At 66.2% G+C, this 24,515-nt stretch carries 23 protein-coding genes; 9 read left to right on the forward strand and 14 right to left on the reverse strand.

Annotation, left to right across the window (positions count from 1 at the left end; all coding sequences use genetic code 11):
- Positions 1-92: 92 nt before the first annotated feature.
- The 7 genes from gshA to ISF28_RS20450 form a co-directional block, all read right to left on the reverse strand.
- Positions 93-1,688, reverse strand: coding sequence for a glutamate--cysteine ligase (gene gshA, locus ISF28_RS20420; RefSeq protein WP_198119026.1), 1,596 nt, complete (start codon positions 1,686-1,688; stop codon positions 93-95).
- Between the two features lie 109 nt (positions 1,689-1,797).
- On the reverse strand, positions 1,798-3,609 hold the full coding sequence (locus ISF28_RS20425; protein WP_198119027.1) for a DUF885 domain-containing protein: 1,812 nt from the start codon (positions 3,607-3,609) through the stop codon (positions 1,798-1,800).
- Between the two features lie 67 nt (positions 3,610-3,676).
- A complete protein-coding gene (gene prmC, locus ISF28_RS20430) occupies positions 3,677-4,504 on the reverse strand; it encodes a peptide chain release factor N(5)-glutamine methyltransferase (protein WP_198119028.1) in 828 nt (275 codons plus the stop codon).
- Positions 4,504-4,974: a disulfide bond formation protein B gene (locus ISF28_RS20435; protein WP_198119029.1), complete on the reverse strand. Its 471-nt coding sequence runs from the start codon at positions 4,972-4,974 to the stop codon at positions 4,504-4,506. Before ISF28_RS20435 ends, prmC begins: the two co-directional genes overlap by 1 nt.
- A gap of 278 nt (positions 4,975-5,252) precedes the next feature.
- A complete protein-coding gene (gene prfA, locus ISF28_RS20440) occupies positions 5,253-6,329 on the reverse strand; it encodes a peptide chain release factor 1 (RefSeq protein WP_198119030.1) in 1,077 nt (358 codons plus the stop codon).
- Between the two features lie 82 nt (positions 6,330-6,411).
- Positions 6,412-7,698, reverse strand: coding sequence for a glutamyl-tRNA reductase (hemA, locus tag ISF28_RS20445; RefSeq protein WP_198119031.1), 1,287 nt, complete (start codon positions 7,696-7,698; stop codon positions 6,412-6,414).
- Positions 7,699-7,751: 53 nt separating this feature from the next.
- Positions 7,752-8,441, reverse strand: a complete 690-nt coding sequence (locus tag ISF28_RS20450) for a response regulator transcription factor (protein ID WP_056445216.1) — start codon at positions 8,439-8,441, stop codon at positions 7,752-7,754.
- 211 nt (positions 8,442-8,652) lie between these two features.
- Between ISF28_RS20450 and ISF28_RS20455 the strand changes: the two genes are divergently transcribed.
- Positions 8,653-9,162, forward strand: a complete 510-nt coding sequence (locus tag ISF28_RS20455) for a hypothetical protein (protein ID WP_198119032.1) — start codon at positions 8,653-8,655, stop codon at positions 9,160-9,162.
- 22 nt (positions 9,163-9,184) lie between these two features.
- Here the strand turns inward: ISF28_RS20455 and minE are convergent, their stop codons facing one another.
- From minE to minC, 3 genes are read right to left on the reverse strand one after another with little or no spacing between them, the layout of a single operon-like run.
- Positions 9,185-9,436 carry a cell division topological specificity factor MinE gene (gene minE, locus ISF28_RS20460; RefSeq protein ID WP_036231293.1) on the reverse strand — a complete coding sequence of 84 codons (252 nt, stop codon included), beginning with the start codon at positions 9,434-9,436 and terminating at the stop codon, positions 9,185-9,187.
- Position 9,437: 1 nt separating this feature from the next.
- Positions 9,438-10,253, reverse strand: a complete 816-nt coding sequence (gene minD, locus ISF28_RS20465) for a septum site-determining protein MinD (protein ID WP_198119033.1) — start codon at positions 10,251-10,253, stop codon at positions 9,438-9,440.
- Positions 10,254-10,304: 51 nt separating this feature from the next.
- Positions 10,305-11,075 (reverse strand): septum site-determining protein MinC, encoded by a 771-nt coding sequence (minC, locus tag ISF28_RS20470; RefSeq protein WP_198119034.1) that lies wholly within the window; start codon positions 11,073-11,075, stop codon positions 10,305-10,307.
- Between the two features lie 598 nt (positions 11,076-11,673).
- On the opposite strand from minC, the gene ISF28_RS20475 reads away from it, so the two are divergent.
- The 8 genes from ISF28_RS20475 to ISF28_RS20510 all read left to right on the forward strand — a co-directional run bounded on the left by ISF28_RS20475 (position 11,674) and on the right by ISF28_RS20510 (position 19,858).
- The gene (locus ISF28_RS20475) at positions 11,674-12,849 is read left to right on the forward strand and encodes an acetyl-CoA C-acetyltransferase (protein ID WP_198119035.1); all 1,176 of its coding nucleotides are present in this window, start codon (positions 11,674-11,676) and stop codon (positions 12,847-12,849) included.
- Between the two features lie 44 nt (positions 12,850-12,893).
- Positions 12,894-13,634, forward strand: coding sequence for an acetoacetyl-CoA reductase (phbB, locus tag ISF28_RS20480; RefSeq protein ID WP_036231283.1), 741 nt, complete (start codon positions 12,894-12,896; stop codon positions 13,632-13,634).
- Positions 13,635-13,984: 350 nt separating this feature from the next.
- Positions 13,985-14,371 carry a DUF2750 domain-containing protein gene (locus tag ISF28_RS20485; protein WP_229519241.1) on the forward strand — a complete coding sequence of 129 codons (387 nt, stop codon included), beginning with the start codon at positions 13,985-13,987 and terminating at the stop codon, positions 14,369-14,371.
- A 48-nt stretch (positions 14,372-14,419) separates the two neighbouring features.
- Complete coding sequence (locus ISF28_RS20490) at positions 14,420-15,739, forward strand: amino acid deaminase (protein ID WP_198119036.1); 1,320 nt, start codon at positions 14,420-14,422, stop codon at positions 15,737-15,739.
- A 55-nt stretch (positions 15,740-15,794) separates the two neighbouring features.
- On the forward strand, positions 15,795-16,751 hold the full coding sequence (gene pip, locus ISF28_RS20495) for a prolyl aminopeptidase (protein ID WP_198119037.1): 957 nt from the start codon (positions 15,795-15,797) through the stop codon (positions 16,749-16,751).
- Between the two features lie 73 nt (positions 16,752-16,824).
- Positions 16,825-17,271: a DUF2721 domain-containing protein gene (locus tag ISF28_RS20500; RefSeq protein WP_198119038.1), complete on the forward strand. Its 447-nt coding sequence runs from the start codon at positions 16,825-16,827 to the stop codon at positions 17,269-17,271.
- A gap of 20 nt (positions 17,272-17,291) precedes the next feature.
- Positions 17,292-17,747 carry a hypothetical protein gene (locus ISF28_RS20505; RefSeq protein ID WP_198119039.1) on the forward strand — a complete coding sequence of 152 codons (456 nt, stop codon included), beginning with the start codon at positions 17,292-17,294 and terminating at the stop codon, positions 17,745-17,747.
- A 65-nt stretch (positions 17,748-17,812) separates the two neighbouring features.
- Entirely contained in the window at positions 17,813-19,858 is a 2,046-nt protein-coding gene (locus tag ISF28_RS20510) for an NADPH-dependent 2,4-dienoyl-CoA reductase (RefSeq protein ID WP_198119040.1), read from the forward strand.
- A gap of 26 nt (positions 19,859-19,884) precedes the next feature.
- Here the strand turns inward: ISF28_RS20510 and ISF28_RS20515 are convergent, their stop codons facing one another.
- The 4 genes from ISF28_RS20515 to ISF28_RS20530 form a co-directional block, all read right to left on the reverse strand.
- A complete protein-coding gene (locus ISF28_RS20515) occupies positions 19,885-20,349 on the reverse strand; it encodes a hypothetical protein (RefSeq protein WP_229519242.1) in 465 nt (154 codons plus the stop codon).
- Positions 20,350-20,495: 146 nt separating this feature from the next.
- Positions 20,496-21,617, reverse strand: coding sequence for a beta-ketoacyl-ACP synthase III (locus tag ISF28_RS20520; RefSeq protein ID WP_198119042.1), 1,122 nt, complete (start codon positions 21,615-21,617; stop codon positions 20,496-20,498).
- A gap of 128 nt (positions 21,618-21,745) precedes the next feature.
- Positions 21,746-23,185, reverse strand: a complete 1,440-nt coding sequence (locus ISF28_RS20525) for a S41 family peptidase (protein ID WP_198119043.1) — start codon at positions 23,183-23,185, stop codon at positions 21,746-21,748.
- 81 nt (positions 23,186-23,266) lie between these two features.
- Positions 23,267-24,472: a glycosyltransferase family 4 protein gene (locus ISF28_RS20530; RefSeq protein ID WP_198119044.1), complete on the reverse strand. Its 1,206-nt coding sequence runs from the start codon at positions 24,470-24,472 to the stop codon at positions 23,267-23,269.
- Positions 24,473-24,515 lie beyond the last annotated feature (43 nt).

Below are 24,515 nucleotides of genomic sequence, written 5' to 3' on the forward strand. Positions count from 1 at the left end.
TCCCGCTGTTACTCCCGGGGGCCGGGTTCCGGCTCCCGGTTCGTTCCCGCCCCCGCCGCACACGACTCCCCGCGACGTGGTGTAGCGTCCGGTCAGCTGTTACGGCACAGTGTACTACTGTTGTACGCCGCGACGAAATCGTCGAACGACCCGGTATCCGTCGCCTCGATCTGCGCCTGCTCGGCCAGCGACACCCGGGCCATCTCGTCGAACAGCGCCGTCTCGGCCGGCATCAGCGGCTCCGCGCGGAACGCCTGGGCGTGCAGTTCGCTCTGGCGCAGGCCGAACCTGGCGAACGAGCCGAGCGTGCGCACTTCCTGCAGCACGCGCGCGGACGGCGTCTTGTCGGGATCTCGCACCTTGGCCTGTTGCGCATCCAGGGCGTCCACGTGCGCGCCCTTGTAATTGTGCTCGTGGTCCAGCAGCTCGGCGATGGGACGGATGCGCGCCAGCAGTTCATCCGCCCAATCCGTGAGCAGGACCTCGTGGTCGTTGCGCGTCAGGGTCAGGCCCGGGCGGCGGCCTTCCTTCACGGTGCGCGCGAAGTTGCGCGCGTGGATCTGGCCCTCCATCGCATTGATCATCGGGCTTTCCTCGAGGGCGCAGAACAGCAGGAAGGCGTCCAGGAAGCGCCCCGTCTCGAGCGCGATGCCGACCGGCTCGAACGGATCGACGTCCATGCAGCGCACCTCGATGTACTGCACGCCGCGCGCGCACAGCGCCTGCACCGGGCGCTCGCCGGTGCGGATCACGCGCTTGGGCCGGATCGTCGAATAGTATTCGTTCTCGATCTGCAGGATGTTGGTCGACAGCTGGACCCACTCGCCGTCCTTCTTCGTGCCGATGTCCGCGTACGGCGGATACGGGCGCTTGACGGCGTCCATCAGCGACGTCACGTAGCTTTCCAGGCTGTTCTCGTGCGGGCGCAGGCCGGACTGCGCGTCGTTCTGGTAACCCAGGTCGCTCATGCGCAGGCTCGTCGCGTACGGCAGGTACAAGGTGTCGTCCGACAGCGTCTCGAGATTGTGCTGGCGGCCGCGCAGGAAGCCCGTCGACAGCGTGGGCGACGCGCCGAACAGGTACATCAGGAGCCAGCTGTAGCGGCGGAAGTTGCGGATGGTCGCGATATAGCTTTCGGACTGGAAGTCGCGCAGGGCGTTGCGGCGTTCTTCCGGGATGCCTTCGTGTTCCGCCAGCAGCTTCCACAGCGCTTCCGGCAGCGAGTAGTTGTAGTGGATGCCCGCGATGCATTGCATGGCCTTGCCGTAGCGCAGGGCCAGGCCGCGGCGGTACACGTGCTTGAGCATGCCGATGTTCGACTTGCCGTACCAGGCGATCTCGATGTCTTCCTCGGCCGGCAGGTCGCAGGGCATCGACTGGCTCCACAGCAGCTCGCCGTCCAGCTTGGAATAGGCGAACCGGTGGATCGCGTCGAGGCGGTGCAGGGCCAGTCCGATGTCGTGCTCGGCCGGCGTGATGAATTCGAGGAGCGCTTCCGCGTAATCCGTCGTGATCTGCGGATGGGTCAGGGCCGAGCCGAGTTTTACCGGATGCGGGGTCCGGGCCAAGTGGCCTTGTTCGTCGATGCGCAAAGTCTCGCGCTCGATGCCGCGCAGGCCCTGCAGGAGCAGGCCGCGGTGGGCATCGTCGTCCAGCAGGGCCAGGCGGCGGGTCAGTTGGTTCGACACGAGGTTTCCTTTCTTATACTGCTTTGAGACGAAGAGAGTAACCGAAATCGGCCGAGCGCGCCGGGGACCTTCAAATATGACTTTCCGATGACTTTCCGAGACTTTCCGGTTACTGGAACAGGGCCGGTTCCGCCGTTTCGGCGGGCACGTCGGGCGCGGCCGGCGTGTTTTGCGCCGCGATCCAGCGGTCGATGCGGCGCTCCAGCACGTCCAGCGGCAGGGCGCCGTTTTCCAGCACGGCGTCGTGAAAGGCGCGCACGTCGAAGCGCGCGCCCAGCGCCGCCTCGGCCCGCGCCAGCAGCGCGACGATGCGCAACTGGCCGATTTTATAGGCCAGCGCCTGGCCCGGCCGGGCGATCATGCGGTCGACTTCGACCTCGTTGTCGGCCGCCGGATTGGCCGTGTTCGCGTTCAGGTAGTCGACGGCCTGCTGGCGCGACCAGCCCAGCGCGTGGATGCCCGTGTCGACGACGAGCCGCGCGGCGCGCAGCTGCTCGTCGGCCAGGCGGCCGAACTGCGAGAACGGATCGCGCATCAGGCCGAGCGTCGGCCCGAGGCCTTCGGCGTACAGCGCCCAGCCCTCACCGAACGCCGGATACCAGGCGTGGCGGCGGAACGCCGGCAGGTCGTCGATGGCGTGTTCGCGCGCGACCTGCAGATGGTGACCGGGCACGCCCTCGTGCAGGGCGAGCGTCTCGACTTCCCACAGCGGCCGCGTATCCAGGCGGCTCGTGTTGACGACGAGGGCCGCCGTGCGCGTCGGCGTGCCCGCTTCGTAGTAGGCGCCGCCCTGCGTGTCGGCGCCTTCCTGCTGCACGGGTTTGACCGTGAGCTCTTCCTGCGGAATCGTGTCGAACAACAGCGGCAGCTGCGCGTAGATGCGCGCGATGGTGCGCCGGTAGCGTTCCAGCAGCGCGTCGGCGCTCGTCGGGAACAGGCGCGGGTCGCTGCGCGCGAACGCGACGAATTGCGGATAACTGCCCTTGAAGCCCGTGCGGACCGCCGTCGCTTCCATCTCGGCGCGGATGCGCGCCACTTCGTTCACGCCCAGCATGTGGATCTCGGCCGGGGTCAGCGCCGACGTCGTCGCGGTCTTCACGAGGACCGCGTACCACGCCGCGCCGCCGGGCAGGCTCGACGCGCCGATGGTCGTGCGCGCGGCCGGCAGGTACTCGGTGCGCACGAAGTCTTCCAGCTTTTGCAGCGCGAGCGCCGCCGTGCGCAGGGCGGCCGCGCCGTCCGCGGCGAGTTTCGTTCTCGTGTCTTCGTCGATGGTCGCGGGCAGGCGCTGGAACGGCGCGCCCAGGGCGCCGTCCTGCACGTGCTCGCGCATGGCGCGCAGTTGCGCGGGCAGGCCGGCCATGATGGCTTTCGGCGCCGTCCAGCCGGTGCGGATCCCTTCGCGCATCTGTTCGATGATGCCGTCGACGTGGCGCGGCAGTGCATTCAGGCGCGCGATGTAGTTGCGGTAGTCGTCTTCCGTAAAGAAGGGCATCTGCGCGACCAGCTGCGGAAAGCGGATCTGCAGGCCGTCTACGGCGCTGATCGGCTGCGGGTCGAAGGCGACGAAGGCGGCGCGCGCGAGGATCCGTTCCTGGTCGCCGGTGAACAGGTCCCAGGACAGCCGGTCCTGGCCGGCCAGCTGCGCGCGGTCGATCAGGTGCGCGAGATCGAGCATGCGGCGCGCGTGCTCGATGGCGGCCGCTTGACCCGCGAGCGAGGTGTCGGACAACTGCGCATCGTAGCGGTGGTCGCCCACGCTCGTGGCGAATTCGGGCTGGTGCTTGAGGCGCCATTGCCAGTCGCGCTCGAACAGGGCATGCGCCTGTTCGGCGGCGTCGGCCGGCACGGGCGTGACGACGTCCGCCGCGAGTGCAACCAGGGGTCCCAGCAGGATGAGGGTCGCGAACAGTCGACGCATCTGTGGCTCCGGGTAGTGGACCCGAAATTGTAACAAACGGAGCGCCCGGGCTGCGCCGGGTACGCCGTTATCCGAATCGTCCGCCGCTCACGCGCTCGATCCCGGCCAGGTCCTGCCAGCTTTGCACGTCCGCGAAGCCGGCGTCCGCCAGCAGCGCGCGCACGGCGGCCGCCTGGTCGTAGCCGTGCTCCAGCAGCAGCCAGCCGCCCGGCACGAGGTGGCGCGGACCGCCCGCGACGATGATGCGCAGCGCGGACAGGCCGTCGGCATGGTCGGTCAGCGCGCCCACCGGCTCGAAGCGCAGGTCGCCCTGGGCCAGGTGGGCGTCGCCGGCCGCGATGTAGGGCGGGTTCGAGGCGATGACGTCGAAGGTCTCGCCGGGGGCGAGCGCGTCGAACCAGCTGCTTTCCAGGAAGCGCACACTGGCGCCGTTGGCGGCCGCATTCGCCCGGGCGACGGCCAACGCGTCGGGGCTGACGTCCAGCGCGGTGACGTCGGCGTCCGGCCGCGTGTGCGCGACGGCCACGGCGATCGCGCCGCTGCCGGTGCCCATGTCGAGCAGGCGGGAAGGCCCTTGCGGCAGGCGTTCGAGCGCCAGTTCGACGATCAGTTCCGTGTCGGGACGGGGAATCAGCACGGCGGGGCCGACCTGGAAATCGAGGCCGAAGAATTCGCGCTTGCCGACGATGTAGGCGATCGGCTCGCCGCGCAGCCGGCGCGCCACCAGCGCGTCGAGGCGCTGCGCCTCGTCCGGCGCGAGCGGGCGGTCGCCCTGCGTGATCAGCTGGACGCGCGTGAGACCCGTCGCCTGGCACAGCAAGATGCGGTTTTCCAGCGGATCGAGGGGCAGGCTCGCCTGCACCGCCGCGATGCTGGCGCCGGGTTCGATGGCCATCAACGCGCGCGCCGCACCAGCACCCAGACGAGGGCCAGCGTGAGGAGCACAAACCAGACGGCGGACCACTGCGGCACGTTCAGGCCGAACACGGTGTCCTGGGCCGCTTCGCACAGGCCGTCCGCGCGGAACAGCCAGGGTAGCAGGGTCGCGGTCGGAATCTTGTTGAGCGCCGTCTCCATCGGATCGATGCCGCACGAAAAGCCCGGGTGCGCCAGCACATACAAATGCTTGCCGACGACACCGAGACCGCCCAGCGCGCACAGCAGCGCCAGCCCGGCGCCGGCCTTGATCTTGCCAGCGAAGGCGCCGATCAGGCTGAACAGAGCGATGCCGAGGAACAGATAGCGCTGGATCACGCACAGCGGGCAGGGCAGCATGTCCTTCACGTGCTGCAGATACAGGGCGGCGCCGACCAGGGCGATGCTGACGGCGGCGATGGCGAGCAAGAGATTGCGGGACGAGGGCATGGGTTTCCTGGTTGACGTTATCGGTTAGGTATTTTCAGTCTGGCAACTTAGAACCATCTTAATTCGGGGTCAGAGCATAAATTCGGGGTCAGAGCACATTTTGAAGAAATAGCCTGAAGACTGTTTTCGCCCAACCGGCGCGCTCACATCGGCGGATATCCGGAAGGCCAGCCGTCGTATGGCTGAATTTATGTCGTCAGGACATGGTTCGAAAAAGTGCTCTGACCCCGAATTTTTGCAAAATTATGCTCTGACCCTGAATTTTCTGACCCTGAATTTTAGTCGCCTAGCGCTGCGAGCTGTTCGGCTTGGTGCTCGGCCGACAGGGCGTTGGTCAGCTCGGCCAGGTCGCCGTCCATGATCATGTCCAGCTTGTACAGCGTCAGGTTGATGCGGTGGTCGGTCAGGCGGCCCTGCGGGAAGTTGTAGGTGCGGATGCGCTCGCTGCGGTCGCCCGAGCCGATCAGGCTCTTGCGCGTGGCCGCTTCCTTGCTCTGCTGCTCGCGCAACTGCACGTCCTTGATGCGCGCCGCGAGGACCTTCATCGCCTGCGCCTTGTTCTTGTGCTGGCTGCGGTCGTCCTGGCATTCGACGACGATGCCGGTCGGCAGGTGCGTCAGGCGCACGGCGGAATCGGTCTTGTTGATGTGCTGGCCGCCAGCGCCCGAGGCGCGGAAGGTGTCGATGCGCAGGTCGGCTGGGTTGATCTGCACGTCCTCGACCTCGTCCGCCTCCGGCATCACGGCGACCGTGCAGGCGGAGGTGTGGATGCGGCCCTGGGTCTCCGTCGCCGGCACGCGCTGCACGCGGTGGCCGCCCGATTCGAATTTCAGCTTCGAATACGCGCCCTGGCCGACGATGCGCACGATGACCTCGCGGTAGCCGCCCAGGTCGGACGGCGATTCCGACACCATCTCCACCTGCCAGCGGTTGCGCTCCGCGTAGCGCGTGTACATGCGCAGCAGGTCGCCCGCGAACAGCGCGGATTCGTCGCCGCCCGTGCCGGCGCGGATCTCGAGGAAGATGTTGCGCTCGTCGTTCTCGTCTTTCGGCAGCAGCATCTTCTGCAGCTCGACGTCCAGTTCCGCCATGCGTGCCTTCGCCGCGTCGATCTCGTCCTGGGCGAATTCCTTCATGTCCGGGTCGGACAGCATGTCCTGCGCGGCGGCGATGTCGCCCTGCGCGGTCTGGTACTGGCGATAGACGGCCACGAGCGGGCTCAGTTCGGCATGTTCGCGGTTCAGCTTGCGGAAGCTGTCCATGTTCGCGGTGGCGCCTTCGGACATCAGGAGTTCGTCCAGTTCGACGAGGCGGTTGGCCAGTTGGTCCAGCTTGGCCAGCATGGATGGTTTCATAGTGTTTTTATAGGAAATGACAACGGACAAGCCGCGGGCGCGGCATGCGGTACCGGCGCGGTGCCGGAAGGATAGCAGACCGCTAACGGCGGCCGCGGAACAGCTGGGGCAAGAGGCTCGCGAGGCGGGCGCGCTCGTCGCCCTGGGCGCGGTGCAGGGCCTGTTGCGGGCCGTGCAGGAATTTCGCCGTGAGGCCTTTCGACAGGGCGTCGAGCACCGTGTCGATGTCTTCGCCCTTGGCCAGCAGCTTGCGCGCCCGTTCCAGTTCGGCCAGGCGCATCGATTCGCTCGATTCGTGCAGGTCGCGGATCACGGGCACGACGGCGCGGTCGCCGATCCAGTGCATGAACGATTGCACGCGCGTCTCGATGATGGCCTCGGCCTGGGCGACGGCCGCCTGGCGGCTTTCGACGCCGGTGCGGACCACCTCGGCCAGGTCGTCCACCGTGTACAGGAAGACGTCGTTCAGGCGGCCGACTTCCGGCTCGATGTCGCGCGGGACGGCCAGGTCGACCATGAACATCGGCCGGTGCCGGCGCGCCTTGATGGCGCGTTCGACGAGGCCCTTGCCGATCAGGGGCAGGGTCGATCCGGTCGACGCGATCACGATGTCGAATTGCGGCAGGCGTTCGGACAGGTCGGCGAGACCGATCGCGCTGCCGTTGAAGCGCGCGGCCAGCGCCTCGCCGCGCGCCAGCGTGCGGTTGGCGATCGTGATCGACTTGGGATTGTGGGCGGCGAAGTGCGTGGCGCACAGTTCGATCATCTCGCCGGCGCCGATGAACAGCACGTTCTGCTCGCTGACGCGGTCGAAAATGCGTTCCGACATGCGCACGGCGGCGGCGGCCATGGAGACGCTGTGCGCGCCGATCTCGGTCGTCGTGCGCACTTCCTTGGCCACGGCGAAGCTGCGCTGGAACAGCTGGTGCAGATAGGTGCCCAGGCCGCCCGCCGCGTCGGCGACGCGCACGGCATCCTTCATCTGGCCGAGGATCTGCGCTTCGCCCAGCACCATCGAATCGAGGCCGGAGGCGACGCGGAACGCGTGGCGCACGGCGTCGTGCTGCGGCAGCATGTACAGGTGCGGGCGCAGCTCGGCGAAACTCAGCTGGTGATAGTCGGCGAGGAAGCGCGCGGAGGCGTCGATCGGGTCGGGGGCGCAGCTGGCGGCGTACATCTCGGTGCGGTTGCACGTCGAGAGCAGCGCCGCTTCGTCCTCGCCCCGCGTACCCATTTGCGTATTCACCCGCGCGAACCACCCGCGCGCGGCACGCACCGCATCCCCGAGCTGCTCAGGCGCCAACGCCAGTTGCTCGCGCAGCGAGACCGGTGCGGTGGTGTGATTGAGGCCGACGGCGAGCAGTTGCATGGGTGATCAAAAATTGGGCAGCGCGCCCATTATACCCTTACCGCAGCAGGGTTTCACGCCCCCAGCTTTTCCAGCCGATAGCCGTAGCTGTAGACCGGCACGAGGCGGAATCCGTTCTCCGGACGCAGGCGCAGTTTGTTCCGTACGCGCGACACGTGCGTGTCCATCGTGCGCGACGGCACGGCCGTTTCACGCACCCAGATCGACTCGTGAATATAGGCGCGCGACAGCGGACGGCCGAGGTTGCGGAAAAACAGCAGCGCCAGGTTGAATTCCTTGTGGGTGACGTCGATCTGCTCGCCGTCCATCATCAGGCGTCCCGGGCGGGTTTCGAACACATAGGGACCGAACTGCAGCTGTTCGGCGCCGTTCTGCGACGGGTAGGCGCGGCGCAGCAGGGCTTGCGTGCGCGCGACCAGCTCGCCACGGCGCAGCGGCTTGACGAGGTAGTCGTCGGCGCCGGCCGTGACGCCGGCGACGATGTCGTCTTCCGCAGCGCTGCCGGCAAGAAACATTGTCGGGGTATTCGGTGCCAGTTTTTCCTTGGCGCGGCGCAGGAGTTCCGCTGCGGGCACGTCGGTCACTTGCCAGTCGACGATCAGCAGATCGGTGCTGTCCTTGCGCAACTGCCCCAGCAAGTCTTTGCCGCTGTCGAACGCTTGACAGCTGTGCCCAGCTCCGTTCAGAACTTGGCAGATGAGTTCTGCCTGGGTCGTGTCGTTGTCCAGTACGGATATTCTCATGATGTTCAGGCTGTCTCGGATTGTGGGACTGTAGGACGTCTATGTAGGAACATTCCTACAATGTCACTAAATATATCAGACTTTTAAAAAGCAAAGCTACCGATGCCTCAGATAAATTCACATTTTCGTTGGGTAATTACGTCATAGTCGTGTCAGTTCGACGACACACTCGCGGTTACACTGGTCCTGAATCCTTTGGTTGGGAGCGGATATGTTCAAGAAGCGTAAAGACAAGAGCGAGGAGCCGGCCCTGCTGCCGGTCTCCGGCGACGACATCGAACGGGTGCGCGAACGTTGCCGCGGCATCGTGCGCAAGCGGGCGGCCTTTTCCGCGGGCGTGTCCGTGATTCCGGTGCCGGGCGTGGACGTCGTCGCGGACTTGTCCAGCTTTGCCGTCATGGTGGAAGAGATCAACCGGGCGTTCGGCCTGTCGCCCGAGCAGATCGACCGCCTGCAGCCGCACATGCGCATCGCCGCCTACCAGGCCGTCGCGGCGCTGGGCGGTACGTTGGTGGGCAAAATCGTGACGAAGGAACTCGTCTTGAAACTGTTGCGGAAATCGGGTGCCAAGCTGGCGGCCAAGTCGACGGCGAAGATCGTGCCGCTGGCGGGACAGGTCGCCTCGGCGGTGCTTGGTTTCGCGTTATTCAGGCAGATGGGCTATCAGCACGTGGAGGCGTGCACGCGCGTGGCGCGCGAGGTAGCGGCCGCGCCGGCGTGAATCGGCGCGGCCGGACAACGATTCAGGCGTCCGGCAGGACGACGTTGACGTCGAGCACTTCCAGGTTGCCCTGGCGGTCGAGGGAAATCTTGATGTCCTCGGCGTTGACCTTGGTGTACTTGGAGATCACTTCGATCAGCTCGCGGTGCAGGGCCGGCAGGAAATCCGGGCCGCCGCGGCCGCTGCGTTCGCGGGCGATGATGATCTGCAGCCTTTCCTTGGCCGCTGTCGCGCTTTTCTGATTCTTGGGGAACAGGAATGAGAGCAGAGGCATGTCACTTTGCTCCGAACAGACGCTGCAGGAAACCCGGCTTGTCGTAACTGGTGAAACGCAGCGGGATCTCTTCGCCGAGGAAACGCGACACGACGTCCTGGTAGGCCTGGGCCACGTCCGTGTCCTTGAAGTGGATCGCCGGATTGCCCTGGTTCGACGCGTGCAGCACGGCTTCCGATTCCGGGATGATGCCGAGCAGCGGGATGCGCAGGATTTCCTGCACGTCCTGGAACGACAGCATTTCGTCGTTTTCCACGCGGCGCGGCGAGTAGCGGGTGATCAGCAGGTGTTCCTTGACGGGCTCGCCGCCGCTCTGGGCGCGGCGCGACTTGGCCTGCAGGATGCCGAGGATGCGGTCGGAGTCGCGCACGGACGACACTTCCGGGTTGGTGACGATCAGCGCCTCGTCGGCGAACGTCAGCGCCATCAGGGCGCCGTGCTCGATGCCGGCCGGCGAATCGCAGATGATGTACTCGAAGTCCATCTTGACCAGCTCGTTCAGCACGTTTTCCACGCCTTCCTCGGTCAGCGCGTCCTTGTCGCGCGTTTGCGACGCCGGCAGGATGAACAGGTTGTCGCAGTGCTTGTCCTTGATCAGGGCCTGCGTCAGGCTCGCTTCGCCGTTGATGACGTTGATCAGGTCATACACGACGCGGCGCTCGCATCCCATGATCAGGTCGAGATTGCGCAGCCCGACGTCGAAGTCGATGACGGCCGTCTTGTGGCCGCGCAACGCGAGGCCGCTCGAGAAGCTTGCGCTCGAAGTGGTCTTGCCCACACCGCCCTTGCCGGACGTTACAACGATAATTCTTGCCATGAAAAAATTGTGTCCTTTTAAGTATCTGGTCAGTGCTGATATAGGGGCGCTTTAGCTGCGGGTCGCCGAACCCAGCGATGATATATCGATTCGGTCGCCGACCAAACGGATTTGTGCCGGCTGGCGTGCGACGTCTGCGGGGAAACCTTCGTCGAACGTCCGGTAAACCCCCGCGATCGACACGAGTTCGGGCTGCAACTGCAGCGCGAAGATGCGCGCGCCCGCATTGCCGGACGCACCGGCCAGCGCGCGGCCGTGCAGCGGCGCGTACACGTGGATGCTGCCGTCGGCGATGAGCTCGGCACCGTTGTTCACGACGGCGGTCACGATCAGATCGGTGCCGCGCGCATAGATGCGCTGGCCGGCGCGCACCGGCGTGTCGACGATCATCGCGTGCACCGGGGCCGGTGCCGGCGCGGGGACCGGCGCCGGGGCCGCCGTTTCGGCCGGCGCGGCCGCAGGTTGTTCGCGTTCGCGTCCCGCGCCGGTCGAGAGGCCGCTGGAACCGTCGTCCAGGAACAGGTCGTGGGCGCGGATCACGTCGTGCAGCTTGGCCGGCGCGCCGCGCACGGCGACGGCGTTCAGCCGGTACTTCTTGAGCAGCGCGACGAGCGCCTCCCAATCGATGTGCGCGGCGTCGTCGGCGATGCCGGCGACGTCGATGACGGCGAATTCATCCTCGAAGAAATCGGAGACACCCCCGGTCATCTGCTTGAGCGCGGCGTCGATCGCGATCGGATCGGCCGAGTGCAGGATGGTCGAAATGGCCACGACCGTGGAGATCTTGATTTCGATGGGCAGGGAGCTCGGGCTTTTGGGCATAAATCAATGTGGTTGGCTTAGCCCGTGCATTCTACTGTGAAATTTCGCCCAACGGAAAAGGGTTTTGGCTTGGCTTATACAGCGGGAAACCCATGTTTCCTGAACAAAAAAAATGAACAATAAAAGAGCTCATCATTAAGCAAAATCAATAGAAAGACTGTTTTTTCCGATGAATAAGCTGATAAGATTGATTTTGCTTAAACAAACTTTAAGCGAGGTCACTAATATTGTTGGCTTTCTGTCCAAGCCTGAGCGGAGATTGTGATTCATCAAGCGCACGACGTGGTCGACCTGCCGCGCACACCGGTGGGAACCTCGAAAAACCGTAAGCGAGCGGCCGCAGTTGCGGTTGAGAAGCGCAGCTGTACGAGGAGTACAGCGAGCATCGCAGACCGCAAATGCAACGCGCAGCAGGTTTTTCGAGCTTCGCCGGTGTTAGCCGCATCCCATGCGATCCATGCATGCGGATCCGCCACCGGCCCGTTGCAATCGTTGTGCTGGTTTTCGGATTCTTCCAGGCCTGGCCAGAACAAGGCCGACAGCAGGGCTGTCCACTCATTGAACCCCGGCCGTTGGGGCCGGGATACCGGAGATTGATATGGAAGATGTCGTAATCGTGGCCGCCGGCCGTACTGCAATCGGCAAGTTCGGCGGCACGCTCTCAAAAATTCCGGCTGCCGAGCTAGGCGCCCAGGTCATCAAGCACCTGCTGACGAAGACGGGCATCGATCCGGCCGCCGTCAGCGAAGTCATCATGGGCCAGGTCCTGACGGCCGGCGTGGGCCAGAACCCGGCCCGCCAGGCCGTGATCAAGAGCGGCCTGCCGGACAAAGTGCCGGCCTTCACCCTCAACATGGTGTGCGGCTCCGGCCTGCGCGCCACCCACCTGGCGGCCCAGGCCATCAAGTGCGGCGACGCCTCCATCGTGATCGCCGGCGGCCAGGAAAACATGAGCGCCTCGCCGCACGTGCTGAACGGTTCGCGCGACGGCTTCCGCATGGGCGACGCCAAGCTGACCGACACGATGATCGTCGACGGCCTGTGGGACGTCTACAACCAGTACCACATGGGCGTGACGGCCGAGAACGTCGCGCGCAAGTACGAGATTTCGCGCCAGGAACAGGACGAATTCGCGCTGCAATCGCAGCTGAAGGCGGAAGCGGCCATGAAGGCCGGCAAGTTCAAGGACGAGATCATCCCGGTCGAGATCGTTTCCAAGAAGGGCACCACCGTGTTCGATACCGACGAGTATCCGAAGCACGGCGCCACCCTGGAAGGCCTGACGAGCCTGCGTCCGGCGTTCAATAAAGAGGGCTCCGTCACCGCCGGCAACGCGTCCGGCCTGAACGACGGCGCCGCCGCCGTGATCATGATGTCGGCCTCGAAGGCCAAGGAACTGGGCCTGACCCCGATCGCCCGCATCAAGGCCTATTCGTCGGCCGGCCTGGACCCGGCCATCATGGGCATGGGTCCCGTCGACGCCGCCCGCCAGTGCCTGGAAAAGGCCGGCTGGAAGCACGAAGACGTCGACCTGATGGAAATCAACGAAGCCTTCGCCGCCCAGGCCGTCGCCGTCAACAAGCAGATGGGCTGGGATACGTCGAAGATCAACGTCAACGGCGGCGCGATCGCGCTGGGCCACCCGATCGGCGCCTCGGGCGCACGCGTGCTGGTGACCCTGCTGCACGAAATGATCCGTCGCGACGCCAAGAAGGGCCTGGCCGCCCTGTGCATCGGCGGCGGCATGGGCGTCGCCCTGGCGGTCGAGCGCTGAATCGACAAATCTATTCGAAATAAGTGAAAAACTAGGAGAAGACGATGGCAAGAGTGGCATTAGTGACCGGCGGCATGGGCGGCCTGGGTGAAGCAATCTGCATCAAGCTGGCGGCGCTCGGCTACAAGGTCGTGACGACGTACTCGCCGGGCAGCAAGAAGGCGGAAGGCTGGCTTGCCGCGATGCGCGAACAAGGTCACGACTTCAAGGCCTACGAATGCGACGTGTCCGATTACGACTCGGCCCAGGCCTGCGTGGCCAAGGTCGTGCAGGAAGTCGGCCCGGTCGACGTGCTGGTCAACAACGCCGGTATCACGCGCGATATGACGTTCAAGAAGATGGACAAGGTTAATTGGGACGCGGTCATGAAGACCAATCTCGATTCCGTGTTCAACATGACGAAGCCCGTGGCCGACGGCATGGTCGAGCGCGGCTGGGGCCGCATCATCAACATCTCGTCCGTCAACGGCCAGAAGGGTGCGTTCGGCCAGACCAACTATTCGGCGGCCAAGGCCGGCATCCACGGCTTCACGAAGGCCCTGGCGCTGGAAGTGGCGCGCAAGGGCGTGACCGTGAACACCATCTCGCCGGGCTATATCGGCACCAAGATGGTCACCGACATCCCGGCCGAAGTGCTGGAATCGAAGATCCTGCCGCAGATCCCGATGGGTCGCCTGGGCAAGCCGGAAGAAGTGGCCGGCCTGGTCGCCTACCTGTCTTCGGACGAGGCAGCCTTCGTCACCGGCGCCAACATCGCCATCAACGGCGGCCAGCACATGCAATAAGCGCGGCCGCCCGCCCCGCATCGACACCGCCTCCGGGCGGTGTTTTTTTTGCCAAAATTCGGGGTCAGAGCATTTTTTTCGCAAAATTCGGGGTCAGAGCACTTTTTCGAAACATGGTCAGCGGGAAAGTCTGAAAGCGTAACCTCGTCGATTCGATGCGAAAGCCGCGCGATTGGCACAACACCGTTGCGTCCACGCTCGCCGCGAAAAAGTGCTCTGACCCCGAATTTCGAAAAAAATATGCTCTGACCCCGAATTTGGGGCCCGAATTTGGCTTGCGCGCCGGCGGTGGGGCCATGTGTCGTATGCTCGTGGCGAGGGCCGCCGCCGGGCGTGCGAGGGACTGGGCGATGATCGATACTGAACAAGTGAAGGCCGTGGTGCGCTTGCCGGCGCCGCAGCGCTATGAATATTTCGTCAAGCGGGTGGCCGCCACGGGCGTCGTGTGGGGCCTGTACCGTAACGGCTGGGCGCTGGCGAAGAAGGATGACGGCACGCTCGTGTTCGCGATGTGGCCGGACCGCGCATTCGCCCAGCTGTGCGCCGAATTCGAGTGGGAAGGCTATGAGCCGCACGCGTTTTCGCTGGACGAGCTGCTGGGCGAGCTGCTGCCCCAGCTGCAGCAGGACGGCCTCGTGCCCGGCATCTTCCGCACCCCTGGCTCGAAAGGCGTGATGCCGACGCCGGGCCTGCTGCGCGTGGACCTCGAGGACGAATTGCGCAGCCTCGACGCGTGACGACTCTGCTACGATCATGCGGTCGACGCCAACCGAGAAGGGGACACCATGAACGCATTGCCGCACGGCGCACTCGCCTTGTCCAGCCTGGAAGAACAGATGCTGCAGCCCGGCGTGAAGGGCTTGCCGTTGACGGCGCCGCTGCGCCAGGGCGCCATCGGCGTGCAGGGGTGGAACGTGCTGCATGGCGATACGAGCTATCCCGTCGCGGTATTGAAAACGTCCGCGCTGCGCCATAATCTCGAATGGATGCGCGACTTCTGCGCGCGTCACGGGGTGCGCATCGCGCCGCACGGCAAGACGACGATGTGCCCGCAGCTGTTCGGCGCCCAGCTGGCCAACGGCGCCTGGGGCATCACCCTGGCGAACGCCGTGCAGGTGCGGGTGGCGCACCGCTTCGGCGTGCGCCGCGTGCTCGTCGCGAACCAGCTCGTCGCGCGCAGCGACGTGCGCATGGTGCTGCAACTGCTGCACGAGGATCCTGGCTTCGAATGCGTCGTGCTGGCCGATTCGCTGGCGGGCGTCGCGCGCCTGTCCGAGGAAGTCGACAATCATCCGCTCACGCGGCCCTTGTCGGTGCTCGTCGAGCTGGGCCTGTCGGGCAAGCGCGCCGGCTGCCGCACGCCGGAGGAAGCGTTGACGGTGGCGCGCGCCGTCGAACGGGCGCCGGGCCTCGTGCTGGCCGGCTTCGAAGGCTATGAAGGTTTGCTCGTGTCGGATGACCACGACGCCGACCTGCGCGCCGTGTCCAGCTTCGTCGCGCGCCTGTGCGCGCTCGTGCGCGAGGCCGACGACGAAGGCCTGTTCGGCGCGCGCGAGATCCTCGTGACGGCCGGCGGCTCGTCCTACTTCGACCTCGTCGCGCGCGGCTTCCAGGAACTGCACGGCCTGTCGCTGCCGCTCGTTCCCGTGCTGCGCAGCGGCTGCTACCTGACGAGCGACCACGGCATGTACCAGCGCCACATCGCGGCGCTCGACGCGCGCGAACGCACGGCGCCGGACCACGGATTGCGGCCGGCGCTGGAGATCTGGAGCGTCGTGCTGTCGCGTCCCGAACCGGGCCTCGCGATCCTCACGATGGGCAAGCGCGACGCGTCGCACGACGCCGGCCTGCCGCTGCCGCTGTGGCACCACCATCCCGGCCCGGGCGCCGCGCACGGGCTGCCGGACGGCTGCGAGATCGTCAAGATGAACGACCAGCACGCCTACCTGCAGCTGCCGGAAGGCCCGATCCGCGACATGCTCGCGGTGGGCGACCTGGTCGGCTGCGGCATCTCGCATCCGTGCACGACGTTCGACCGCTGGCCGCTGCTGCTGGCCGTGGACGACGACTACGCCGTGGAATTCGCGCTCAACACTTTCTTCTAGAACGGCCGGGCGGTAGGCTACAATCGGTTGTCGTTTTTTCGCTGACCGATCCGCCATGCCCGCCACCCCGCCGTCGCTGTTCCCGCCCATCCTCCCGAATCGCCACGGCATGCTGGCCGTGGACGACCTGCACACGATTTATTGGGAAGAGGTGGGCAACCCGAACGGCATCCCCGTCGTGTTCCTGCACGGCGGCCCGGGCGCCGGACTGTCGCCGCAGCACCGCCGCTTCTTCGACCCGGCCACGTACCGCGTGATCCTGTTCGACCAGCGCGGCGCCGGCAAGTCGACGCCGCTGGGCGAGTGGCGCAACAACACGACGCAGCTGCTCATCCAGGACATCGAACGCCTGCGCGCGATGTTCGGCATCGAGCGCTGGCTCGTGTTCGGCGGCTCGTGGGGCTCGACCTTGGCGCTGGCCTACGGACAGGCGCATCCGGAGCGCTGCCTGGGCTTCGTCCTGCGCGGGATTTTTCTCTGCACCCCGGCCGAGATCGAATTTTTTCTGTACGGCGTGCAGTGGTTCTATCCGGAGCTGTACGACGATTTCATCGCGCCGATCCCGCTTGACGAGCGCGGCGACCTGCTGGCGGCATACGCGAAGCGCCTGCTGTGCGACGATCCGCAGCAGTACTGGCCCGCCGCGCGCGCGTGGAGCCGCTTCGAGGGCCGCCGCGTGTTCCTGCTGCCGCAGGAAGAGGAACACATGTCCGACACGCTCGACCTGGGCGTGGGCCGGCTCGAATCGCACTACATGGCGCACCGTGGCTTCCTCGAGCCGGACCAGCTGCTGCGCGACGTCGGCCGCATCGCCCACCTGCCGGCCGTGATCGTGCAGGGCCGCTACGACGTGATCTGCCCGCCGCTGTCGGCCTACCGCCTGCACCAGGCCTGGGCCGGGTCGCGTCTGCGCATGATTCCCGACGCCGGTCACGGCGCGCTGGAGGTGGGCATCGCCCGCGCGCTCGTCGCCGCCACGGAACAGTTCAAACGCTACGGCCGCTTCGATTGAAACCAGGCGCGGGACCCAGGCCGCCGCCTGCTACACTGTCCCCAGCTTCTTACAATAACGACAAGCTACCCGCATGAATATCCAGACCAACGACATCGGCCATGTCATCCAGCTGGCGATCGCGCCCGTGTTTTTGCTCACGGGCGTGGCGACCAAGCTGACGGTCCTGATGAACCGCCTGGCGCGCATCATCGACCGTACCCGCGACCTCAAGGTCGAGCTGCGCAAGGGGCCGGATCCGGAGTGCAGCGAGGAGCTCGACGTGCTGTACCAGCGTTGGCGGCTGATCAATTATGCGATCACGTCCAGCACCTGCTGCGGCTTCCTGATCTGCATGATCATCGCCGGCCTGTTCCTCGGCGATACCGCGGACCTGCCGCTGGACCGCTACATCGCCGGCATGTTCGTGATCGCCATGATCGCCCTGATTGCCAGTTTCCTTTTCCTGCTGCGCGAAGTATCCGTCTCGTTCCGCTACATGCACATCCACCGTCACGACGCTCCGGCGCGGCCAGACTAGACTCACGAATCGAGACCATCATGCACGACTATCAACGCCCCCCCACCCTGCACCGCTACGGCCTGCGCGCCGAGCTGGAACTGGCGCTGTCCGCCGGCCAGTTCAAACTCCAGCCGGAAAACGGCTTCCTGACGCTGTCGTTCTCCACCGCCTGGAACCGCAACCTGTTCGACGTCCTCGGCCCGGCCGACAGCTGCCTCGTCATCCACAACACGGAGGAATTCGGCGAGCGCCTGCACCGCGCCGTCCAGCGCACCTTGCCCAACTGGGCCGGCATCGACGGTCCCGTCGAATACGGCGTGCGCTCGCGCCTCGGCCAGGCGTTCACCGGCTCGGCGGGCGACGCCCGCGAAAAGGAGTGGAAATTCGCCTGGCGCTCGCTGGCGCCGCATACGAGCCTGAATCCCGTCACGGTGCGCATCGGCAGCATCGAGCAGTTCGCCGAACTGCGCACGCCGGAGAGTTATCCCGCGTGAGCGATTAGAAGCCCGGCTCCAGGAAATCCCGGTGTAATGCCGGGATTGCCACTCCAGCCGCGCCCATGACCGCTTCGCTCCCCGCCACCGCTTATCCGAACCTGCTGTCTCCCCTCGATCTCGGCTTCACGACGCTGAAGAACCGCGTGATCATGGGCTCCATGCACACGGGCCTCGAAGACCGCTTCTGGAACTACGGCAAACTGGCCGCGTTCTACCGCGAGCGGGCGCGCGGCGGCGCGGGCCTGATCGTCACGGGCGGCATTGCGCCGAATCGCCAGGGCTGGCTGCTGCCGTTCGGCGGCACGCTGAACTTCCGCGGCGACGTGTTCAACCACCGCCGCGTCACGCGCGCCGTGCACGAGGAGGGCGGCAAGATCCTGCTGCAGATCCTGCACGCGGGCCGCTACGGCTACCAGCCGCTCGTCGTCTCCGCCTCCAACGTCAAGTCGCCGATCTCTCCGTTCCGCCCGCGCGCGCTGACGGCGCGCGGCATCGAGTCGACCATCGCATCGTACGTCCGCTGCGCGCGCCTCGCCCGGAAAGCCGGCTACGACGGCGTGGAGGTGATGGGCAGCGAGGGCTACCTGATCAACCAGTTCCTGTGCGCGCGCACGAACCGCCGCGGCGACGCCTGGGGCGGATCGATCGAGAACCGCATGCGCCTGCCGGTGGAGATCGTGCGCCGCATCCGCGCGGCCGTCGGGCGCGACTTCATCGTCATGGTGCGCCATTCCGTGCTGGACCTCGTCGACGGCGGCAACACGTGGGACGAGATCGTGCAGGTGGCGCGGGCGCTGGAAGGCGCCGGCGCCACGATCCTCAACACGGGCTACGGCTGGCACGAGGCGAGAATCCCCACCATCGTCACGTCGGTGCCGCGCGCCGCGTTCGCATCCGTCGCGGCGCGGCTGCGCGCGGCGGTGAACATCCCGGTCGTCGCGTCGAACCGCATCAACATGCCGGCCGACGCCGAGCGCCTGCTGGCCACGGGCGGCGTGGACCTCGTGTCGATGGCGCGGCCGTTCCTGGCCGATCCCGATTGGGTGAACAAGGCCGCGGCGGGACAAGCGGACCGCATCAACACGTGCATCGCCTGCAACCAGGCCTGCCTCGACCACACGTTCGCCAACCAGCGCGCGAGCTGCCTCGTGAACCCGCGCGCCTGTCACGAGACGGAGCTCGTGTACGCGCCCACCGCGCGGCGCAAGCGCATCGCCGTCGTCGGCGCCGGACCGGCGGGCCTGTCCGCGGCGACGGTGGCGGCGCAGCGCGGCCATGCCGTCACCTTGTTCGACGCGGCGGACCGCATCGGCGGCCAGTTCAACGTCGCCATGCGTGTTCCCGGCAAGGAGGAATTCGCGGAGACCATCCGCTATTTCGGCCGCCAACTGGAGTTGACGGGTGTCGAGGTGCGCCTGGGCCAGCGCGTCACGCGCGAGCAACTCGTCGCGGCGGGATACGACGACGTGATCGTGGCGACGGGCGTCGTCATGCGCCATCCCCGCATCGAGGGCATCGCCCATCCGAAAGTCCTGTCCTACCTGGACGTGCTGCGCGACCGGGCGTCGGTCGGCCGCCGGGTGGCGATCGTCGGCGCCGGCGGCATCGGCTTCGACACGGCCGAATACCTGATCCACGACGCTACTGCACCGCGGCCGCAACCGGTCCAGGACTGGGCCGGCGAATGGGGCGTCGATTTCGACGTCGCCACGCCGGGCGGGCTCGTGAAACCGCAAGGCGCGGCGCCGGCGCGCAGCATCTGGCTCCTGCAGCGCAAGACCACGCGACCGGGCGCGGGCCTGGGCAAGACGTCGGGCTGGGTGCACCGCGCGACGCTCGCCCGCAACGGCGTCGTCATGCTGGCGGGCGTGCAGTACGACAGCATCGACGACGCGGGGCTGCACATCACGGTGGGCGGCCAGGCCAAGCTGCTGGAAGTGGACAATGTGGTGATCTGCGCCGGGCAGGAAAGCCTGGCGGAACTGATGCCGCCGGAAGACCAACGGGGCGGGCCGGCGTTCCACAAGATCGGCGGTGCGGCGCTGGCGGCGGAGCTGGATGCGAAGCGGGCGATCCGGGAAGGGGCGGCGCTGGCGGCGCGTCTGTAAGGCGGGCCGCCGATACGGCGTTCGATTTACTGTCCGGCTCCGGTGCTTTTTTTCTTGCTCTTCTTGCTGCGAGAATCCGACCCCGGCTGCGCCGTCTGGTCGCCCTGGCGCGGGGCGTTGATATCGCTTTGCCGGGATCCGGTCGACGATTCCATGCCGCCGTAGCCCGACTGGCGCGACGCGTTCAGGCGGTCTTCCTCACCGCGCGCCTGCATGCGCTGCGCGCTCTGGCGCGCGCTCCAGCCGGCCTGCTGGGCGCCGGCGCCGCCGCGCTGGCTGCCCACGTTCGGATTCTCGAGGCCACCCTGCAGCGACCCGCGGGCGCGCAAGGAGGCACCCAGCTGTTCGATGTTCGCCGACTGGACGTTGGCGCTGCCCGGCGCCACCCAGCCCGGCGCGCGCGGCTGCTGGCTGTCTGCCGCGACGGTGACGGTCTTTTCCTTGGCGATGCCGCGCGAATGCGTGGTGTCCGGTCCCTTTTGTTTCGACATGGTGTCCTCCTGTGAGCTGCGCATGCTGATGCGCTGACAGGAGGATCATGCGCGCGGGGAATCCGCTCTTCCAGAGGAACAGGGAGCGCACCTTTGTAGGACTGGAACTACGGGTAGGGTGGGCGGCCCTCCGCCCACGCGTAACGCTACTTCTTGCGCACGACGACGCAGCCGATCGAATACCCCGCGCCGAACGAGCAGATCACGCCATTGGTGCCGCTGGGCAGATCGTCCTGGTAGGAGTGGAAGGCGATGATCGAACCGGCCGACGACGTGTTCGCGTAGCGGTCGAGGATCACCGGCGCTTCCTCCGGCGTGGCGTCGCGGCCCAGCAGGGTGCGCACGATCAGCTGGTTCATGCTCAGGTTGGCCTGGTGCAGCCAGAAGCGGGCGATGTCCCCGATGTGCAGGCCCGCGCCTTCGACCGTGTCGCGGATCATCGCGGCCGCCATCGGGCACACTTCCTTGAACACCTTGCGGCCCTGCTGGCGGAACAGTTTGTCGGGCTGGCCGATGCCGTCCTCGTCGAAGCGGTTCATGAAGCCGAAGTTGTTGCGGATATTGTTCGAGAACTTCGTCTTGAGTTTCGATTCGAGGATCTCGAACTGATGCGCGCTCGTGGCCGTGTCGGCCGCCTCGATGACCATCGCCGTGCACGCGTCGCCGAAAATAAAATGGCTGTCGCGGTCGCGGAAGTTCAGGTGGGCGCTCGTGATTTCCGGATCCAGCACGAGCACGGCGCGCGCCTGGCCCGTCTGGACGGCGGCGGCCGCGGTCTGGATGGCGAAGGTCGCCGACGAGCAGGCCACGTTCATGTCGAAGCCGAAGCCCTCGATGCCGAGCGCGTCCTGCACCTCGACGGCCATCGCCGGGTAGGCGCGCTGCATATTGCTGGCGGCGACGAGGACCATGTCGATGTCGGCCGGCGTGCGGCCCGCGCGGGCCAGGGCCTGGCGCGCGGCGGCCACGCTGATCTCGGCCTGCAGCGACAGTTCGTCGTCGGCGCGCTCCTTGATGCGCGGCGTCATGCGGGCCGGATCGAGGATGCCGGCCTTTTCCATCACGTAGCGCGACTTGATGCCCGACGCTTTTTCGATGAAGGCGCTGCTGGACGGTTCCAGCGCGGCGAGTTCTCCGGCCGCGATCCGGTCCGCGTGCTCGGCGTTGAACAGTTCGACGTATTGGTTGAAGGCCGTCACCAGCTCATCGTTGGAGATCGAATTCGGTGGCGTGAACAGGCCGGTGCCGCTGATGACGACAGATTTCATGTTTGACTTTCATTTCCAGTAACGGGAGGCAACACTCCCCGAATCAGGCGATTCTACACAATCGCACCGAGGGTGGGAACCGAGGGTCTATTCGACAGGAAGCCCGTCAGTACGGGCCTTGTGCGGAATCAGCGCATCTTCTCGTGCACTTGCTGCGCGAGCGAGGGCGACGACGTGGCGTGCTTCGACAACTGCACCGGCAAGCCCTGCAGATGATGCAGCGCCTGGGTCAATTGAAAATCGTCGGCGCTGCCGAATTCGAGCGGCTTGCGGGTGCGTTCGAGTGCCAGGATGCGCATCTGTTCTTCGATGTCGTCGTGGTTCGTCGCGTCCTCGGGCGCGCGGCTGGTGTCGTTCTTGAGGTGGTGCTGCAGGTCGGCCTCGCGCATGCGCAGGGCGTTCAGGCCGTCGCCGTCGGCGTTCTCGTCGACGGGAATGTCGGGCACGATGCCGCGCGCCTGGATCGAGCGGCCGCTCGGCGTGTAATAGCGCGCCGTCGTCAGTTTGACCGCGGTGTCGCCCGCCAGCGGGCGGATCGTCTGCACGGAACCCTTGCCGAACGTCTGGCTGCCGACGATGAGGGCGCGTTTGTGGTCCTGCAGGGCGCCGGCGACGATTTCGGACGCCGACGCGGAACCCGTGTTCACCAGCACGACCATCGGAATGGTCTTGCACAGGTCCGGCACCTTGTCGAGCGGATCGTTGCCGCGGCTGAGCAGGTAGTAGTCGGGGTTGCCGTAGAACCGGGCCTTCGAATCTTCCAGCTGGCCGTTTGTCGACACGATCTCGGCATTCCTGGGCAGGAACGCGGCCGCCACGCCGATCGCGCCCTGCAGCAGGCCGCCCGGGTCGTTGCGCAGGTCGAGCACGAGGCCCTTCAGGTCCGGCTCCGCGCGCGCCAGCTCGGCCAGTTTGTTGGCGAGATCCTCGACGGTCGGCTCCTGGAATTGCGAGATGCGCACCCAGGCGTAGCCGGGCGCGACGATCTTGCCCTTGACGCTTTTCTGTACGATCTCGTCGCGCACGATCGTGAACGTCAGCGGCGCGGGCGCATTCTTGCGCAGCACGGTGAGGACGACCTTCGTATGCGGCTCGCCGCGCATGCGCTTGATGGCCTCGTCCAGGTCCATGTCCGTCACGAGCGCGCCGTCGATGTGCGTGATCAGGTCGCCGGCCTGGATGCCGGCACGGGCGGCCGGCGCGTCCTCGATCGGGGTGACGATGCGGACATAGCCTTCCTCGCTCTGGTTGATCTCGATGCCCAGGCCGACGAATTTCCCTTCCGTGCCCTCGCGCAGCTCGCGGTAGGCCTTGCGGTCCAGGTAGGCCGAGTGCGGGTCGAGCGCGTCCACCATGCCGGCGATGGCTTGCGTGATGAGCTTGCGGTCCCCGACGGGCTCGACGTAGTCGGCCTTGATCGTGTTGTAGGCGTGGGCCAGCTGGCGCAGGCCGTCGACGGGCATGCCGTCCACCGGCTTGTTGGCCAGGGCGGAGTATTGCATCGTGACGCCGACCCCGAGGATCACACCGAGCGTGATGAGGGCGACGTTCTTGAAGCTGGAGCGCATGGGCGATGGAACGAATGGAGACTGCGGTCCAGTATAACCGTCCCGCAGCCCGGGTGTGGCACCCGGACCGCGAGAACGCCGTCAGGCGACGGCGCGGCGGCCGGCCGGCAAGCTGCCGCGGCTGTTGATGATGCGCGAAAACAACGTCAATTGGCCATTGGTCGTGTCGTCCCAGCTGAAACCTTCGGCATAGCGGCGGGTGGCGGCGTGGTCCGGGTCGTTGCGGCGCAGTGCCGTCAGCGCCTCCGCGATGCCCTTGGCCGTGCGCTCCTTCATCAGCACGCCGGCCTCCGGCGCGGCCACGACTTCCGGCGTGCCCCAGACGTTGGACGCGACGACCGGCGTGCCGCAAGCCATCGATTCCAGCAAGACATTGGCCCAGCCTTCGCGGCTGGAGGCGAGGATCATCGCGTCGGCCGCGTTGTAGTAATGCTTGAGCTCGGTCTGGGGGACGGCGCCGAGGAAAGACACGCGATCGGCCACGCCCAGGCTGGCGGCCAGCGCTTCCAGCTTCTTGCGCTCCGGACCGATGCCGGCGATCAGCAGTTTTACGTCGGGCAACATCGGCAGCGCGCCGATGGTGAGATCGTGCGCCTTGCGCGGGTCCAGCACACCGACGGAAATGACCGTAAATCCGTCCATGCCCAGCCGGGCACGCGCGGCGGCCCGGTCCATGGGTACGAAACGCTGCAGGTCGACGCCGTTGCGCAGCGCGACGATGCGCTCGCCGGGAATGCCGAGGCCGATCATCTCCTCGCGCAGCGCCTGGCAGACGGTGATCATGCCGGCGGCGTTGTTTGCCGCCCACATGAGTTGCTTTCTCGGCAGCGCGAACTGCGGAATCAGGTTAATGTCGGTGCCACGGGCCGTGATCACGACGGGCTTGTTGAAATACTTGCCCAGCATCACTGCGGCGACGCCGTCCGGATAAAAGTAGTGCGCGTCGATGACGTCGAAGTCATAGCCTTCGTCGATGATGCGGCCGATCTCTTTCTTGCAGGCCTGGGCCATCAGCCACGGTGCCGCCGTCATCCCGACCTTGGGAATGACGAGGTAGCGGGGGTGCGTGACCTCGATGTCGTAGCGGGTTTCCGCGGCCGGCACCTTGGAGAAGGCCGCGTAGTCGCCGAAGCGCGGGTGCTGGGACGGGAACCAGGGCACGGGCGCGACGACTTTCGATTCGACCTGTCCGCTGGCGAGCAGGTAGCGCAGGCGGGTCTCGACAAAGATGCCGTGGCTGGGTTTGACCGTGTTCGGGAACAGGGAACTGAATGTAAGGAGCTTCATCGACGATCTTCGCTGGGCGGAAGGAGGGCAGAGCCTACCACCT

Source organism: Massilia rhizosphaerae (assembly GCF_016093545.1).
Lineage (GTDB): Bacteria > Pseudomonadota > Gammaproteobacteria > Burkholderiales > Burkholderiaceae_D > Telluria > Telluria rhizosphaerae.